Source organism: Halochromatium sp. (genome assembly GCF_054919635.1).
In genome coordinates, this window is record NZ_JBUDPI010000382.1 from 1 (window position 1) to 3,318 (window position 3,318).

4 protein-coding genes and 1 pseudogene are annotated in these 3,318 nt (G+C 60.2%); 2 read left to right on the forward strand and 3 right to left on the reverse strand.

Annotated features, from left to right (window positions below; translation table 11 throughout):
- The coding region (locus ACY693_RS16935) for an AMP-binding protein (protein ID WP_462322985.1) at positions 1–584 on the reverse strand (584 nt) is incomplete at its 3' end.
- A gap of 936 nt (positions 585–1,520) precedes the next feature.
- Positions 1,521–2,132 (reverse strand): tyrosine-type recombinase/integrase, encoded by a 612-nt coding sequence (locus ACY693_RS16940; protein WP_462322986.1) that lies wholly within the window; start codon positions 2,130–2,132, stop codon positions 1,521–1,523.
- On the opposite strand from ACY693_RS16940, the gene ACY693_RS16945 reads away from it, so the two are divergent.
- Complete coding sequence (locus ACY693_RS16945) at positions 2,071–2,313, forward strand: AbrB/MazE/SpoVT family DNA-binding domain-containing protein (RefSeq protein ID WP_462322987.1); 243 nt, start codon at positions 2,071–2,073, stop codon at positions 2,311–2,313. The two genes, ACY693_RS16940 and ACY693_RS16945, sit on opposite strands and share 62 nt — an antisense overlap.
- On the forward strand, positions 2,313–2,660 hold the full coding sequence (gene mazF / locus ACY693_RS16950; protein WP_462322988.1) for an endoribonuclease MazF: 348 nt from the start codon (positions 2,313–2,315) through the stop codon (positions 2,658–2,660). The genes ACY693_RS16945 and mazF overlap by 1 nt, the downstream gene beginning before the upstream one ends.
- Before the next feature lie 197 nt (positions 2,661–2,857).
- Here the strand turns inward: mazF and ACY693_RS16955 are convergent.
- Positions 2,858–3,318 (reverse strand): annotated as a pseudogene (locus ACY693_RS16955) (patatin-like phospholipase family protein); the annotation flags it as partial.

Below are 3,318 nucleotides of genomic sequence, written 5' to 3' on the forward strand. Positions count from 1 at the left end.
AGCATGGCCAAGGTGTCGCGATCGATGTGATCAACGGCCTGTTCAAGGTCGCTGGCGCAACTAGCGACTTGCGCTTGGTCCTTACGGACAGCTTGGTGTAGCGTCCGATGACGGTAATGCACTTTCGGGACTTTTTTCTGCACATACTTGATAATGAGTTGAATAAGCTTGCGCTTTGTCGGCGGGAAAAAATCAACGACACTAGCGACAATAATGGTATCTAAGCTTTGAATCGTCTGGGATGAGATGCGATCGGCAAAAAGATCGATCAGGATCAGGACGCTTGCTTCGGCGTCCTTTATCTGAGCTTCGGTTTCGTAGGGCGTGTACAGCGGATTGATGTTCACCAAGACACAGGCTGCCTTGAGTGCGCCAAACGCAGTGACCGCATAAGCGAGGCTGTTTGGCATTTGAACTGCGACCCGCGAGCCGGGCGCCAGAGCAAGTTCTTTGCGTAGATAGACGGCAAAGGCATCGCTTAGCGCATCGACCTCGGCGAAGGTTAGGGAATGATGGGCTCCGGTCGGTAACACGACCGACAATGCGATATTCGATGCGTAGTCCCGCGCCGCATTGCGAATCATGGCGGGGATATGCGGGTGTCCGATTGGTGGCAGCTCCTGCGATGTGTTGGAACGGTCTGGGTGCATGTGTCTTGCTGCGATCGTTTCCACTGAGTTGTTGACGGACCGAGCTTTCGGCTCAGCAGACTGCGCTTGCCGCCAGAGCGGCGCTGTGGGAGCACGTAGCACCTTCGGCAACGATGCTGAATCTGAGTCTTACCCGCACGAGATCTATAAGACGGGGCCGGACCCGTGGCAGGCGCTCAGCCAACGGCAATGCGAGTATCGCTTCAGCTCAGCATAAGTGGCTGTTATGAAAAGACTAGGTCAATTCCCGCAAGACCTCGCTTGCCGCGGCGTCTCCTCGGTTTTCGCGAGTCGATCGATGCCTTAGCCGCGGCTCTTGCCGCCGTCGATACGGAGCGGAGAGGGGTAGCACGAGCCGTCCAGTGGCGAGGGCATCGGCGACGCGGAAGACTGGCAAAAATACGCTACAGTGGAAGGGTTTGCTGTTTGCGCTGCTGCACCAGCGATGGGCTCTTCGAGCCGGACGAGGAGGCCAGCGATGTTCCGCAAGCCGACCACTTTCGATCCGCTGCTGATCTGACGCCGGAAGCCTTGGCCGCCATGGCTGTGCAGGTTCGCGTGCGCGTCTGTGCTGGTTTGCCCGCAGCGGTCTGACCGAGCGTGATGGCGTTCGCGAGATGCTCCTCTGGAGGAACAGCGGCTTCTCGCGGGATGCCGCGCCGCTCGCCACGGCGCACGATCGAGCGGGGCTGACACGCCTGCTGTGCCACATTGCTCAGCCACTGAGTGTCCGGTCTATCGTACATTGCTGCCGATGGCAGTCGGACGACCGGTGTCTCTTCCTGGCCGGAAAGCGCCCCAAGAGGCATGTCTGAGCCTGACCCCGCCAACGCGAGACCGGAGACGGTGAAGCGCCTCCGGCCAAGCCCTTTAAGCCTCGATGTGCTCAGCAATCTCGAGGGCATCATCAACCTCAATGCCAAGATAACGCACTGTGCTTTCCAACTTGCTGTGCCCAAGCAAGAGCTGAACGGCGCGGAGGTTCTTGGTGCGCCGATAGATCAATATCGCCTTGGTCCAACGCATCGAGTGGGTGCCGTAGTCTGCGGGGTCGAGTCCGATGAGGGCGACCCATCGTTGGACGATGCGTGCGGACTGTCGTGTCGAGAGATGTGAGGACGGCCGACTTCGACTCGGGAATAGGAAGCTCCCGGCAGTGAGGTGCTGAGCGTCGATCCATGTCTGGACCGCCTCCCGTGTTTGTTCGCTCAGCTCGAAGCGCACTGGATGGCCTGTCTTTCTTTGGACGTTAGCAAACCGAGGGGCTTGCGATGGAGCTTTTAGCAGACGTTGCTCATCTTCCAACCGGGTCGTGTTCTGGCGGGGTGTTCGCGGCGACCCGACCCGACGGTCGGCAAGGTTGCAAGCCGCGTGGCTCCAGCGTAATGTATCAACATTGAAGATACATCGGAAATCAGCTATGCGTGTCACTGTGAAGAAGTGGGGCAACAGTGCGTCGGTGCGTATACCTGCCGCCGTCATGGAGGCGGCCCACCTGACACTGGATGAAGTCGTGGATATCCGCGAAGAAGGCGGGACCATCGTGATCGAGCCGGTACGACCCAGGGGATACGACCTTGCCGAATTGCTGGCTGGCATCACACCGGAGAACCTGCACGCAGAAGCTGACTTTGGTGGACGCGTGGGTAAGGAAGTGCTCTGATGGTTCGGCGTTACACTCCCGAGGCCGGCGACATCGTGTGGCTGCACTTCGATCCGCAGATTGGACATGAGCAGGCTGGCCACAGGCCGGCGCTGGTTGTCAGCCCTTCGGCCTACAACGGCAAGACCGGGCTAATGCTCTGCTGTCCCATGACGACGCAAGTCAAGGGCTACCCCTTCGAAGTACCGATACCGGGGGATCGCCCGGGCGCCGTTCTAGCCGACCAGGTCAAGAGCCTCGATTGGGTGGCCCGCAAGGCCCTGCGCAAAGGGAAGGTGTCCACCGCCGAACTGAACGACGTTCGGGCCAAGATAGTCGCGTTGGTAGGCCCGGAACCTCGGCAGTGAAAAGGACAACGCGAGGACTGGACTCGACCTGAGTCCGCGAGCGGGACCCCTATATGCCCCGACCACGAATCTCCGTCAGTGATCCATCAACCCCTGCCCAGCGGGGTTTTGGGTTAACGGATCACTTACCTGGGTAGGGGTGACGTCAGATGTTAGCGCATTAGGCATTAGCCAACGGGGAACATTGGCCTTTCCCCCTAGGGCTTGCCGAGCGTGACGTAACCGGTGGTATTGCCGTCGCCGGAAAGTCCGAGTCCAAGGTAGAAGGGACCAAGCCAGGTGTCGGCGCCAAAGAAGAGGCTGCTGCCGTAGCGGGTTTCGCTCGGGTTGAGTTCCTCGAGGACGTCCCACAGACGTCCGACCTCTAGTGAGCCGCCGAGATAGAGGCCCTTGCCGAGCGGCGGGGTCAGCGTGGTGAGCTGATGCTGGTAGACCAGGCTGCCGAAGGCGTACTCGTTGCCGCGGAACTGCTCGTTGGCGTAGCCCGAGAGCTTGAGGAAGCCACCGAGCGGGAACTGATCGTAGTAGGGCATCTCGTCGCCAAAGGCGCTGCCGCCGCGGAGATTCAGGGTCAGGGTGTTGGGGCCGCTGCTGCCGGCCTTGCCGGCCAGGATCTCGGTTCGGACGTCCTGCTCGTCCGCACCCAGGGCCTCGAGCG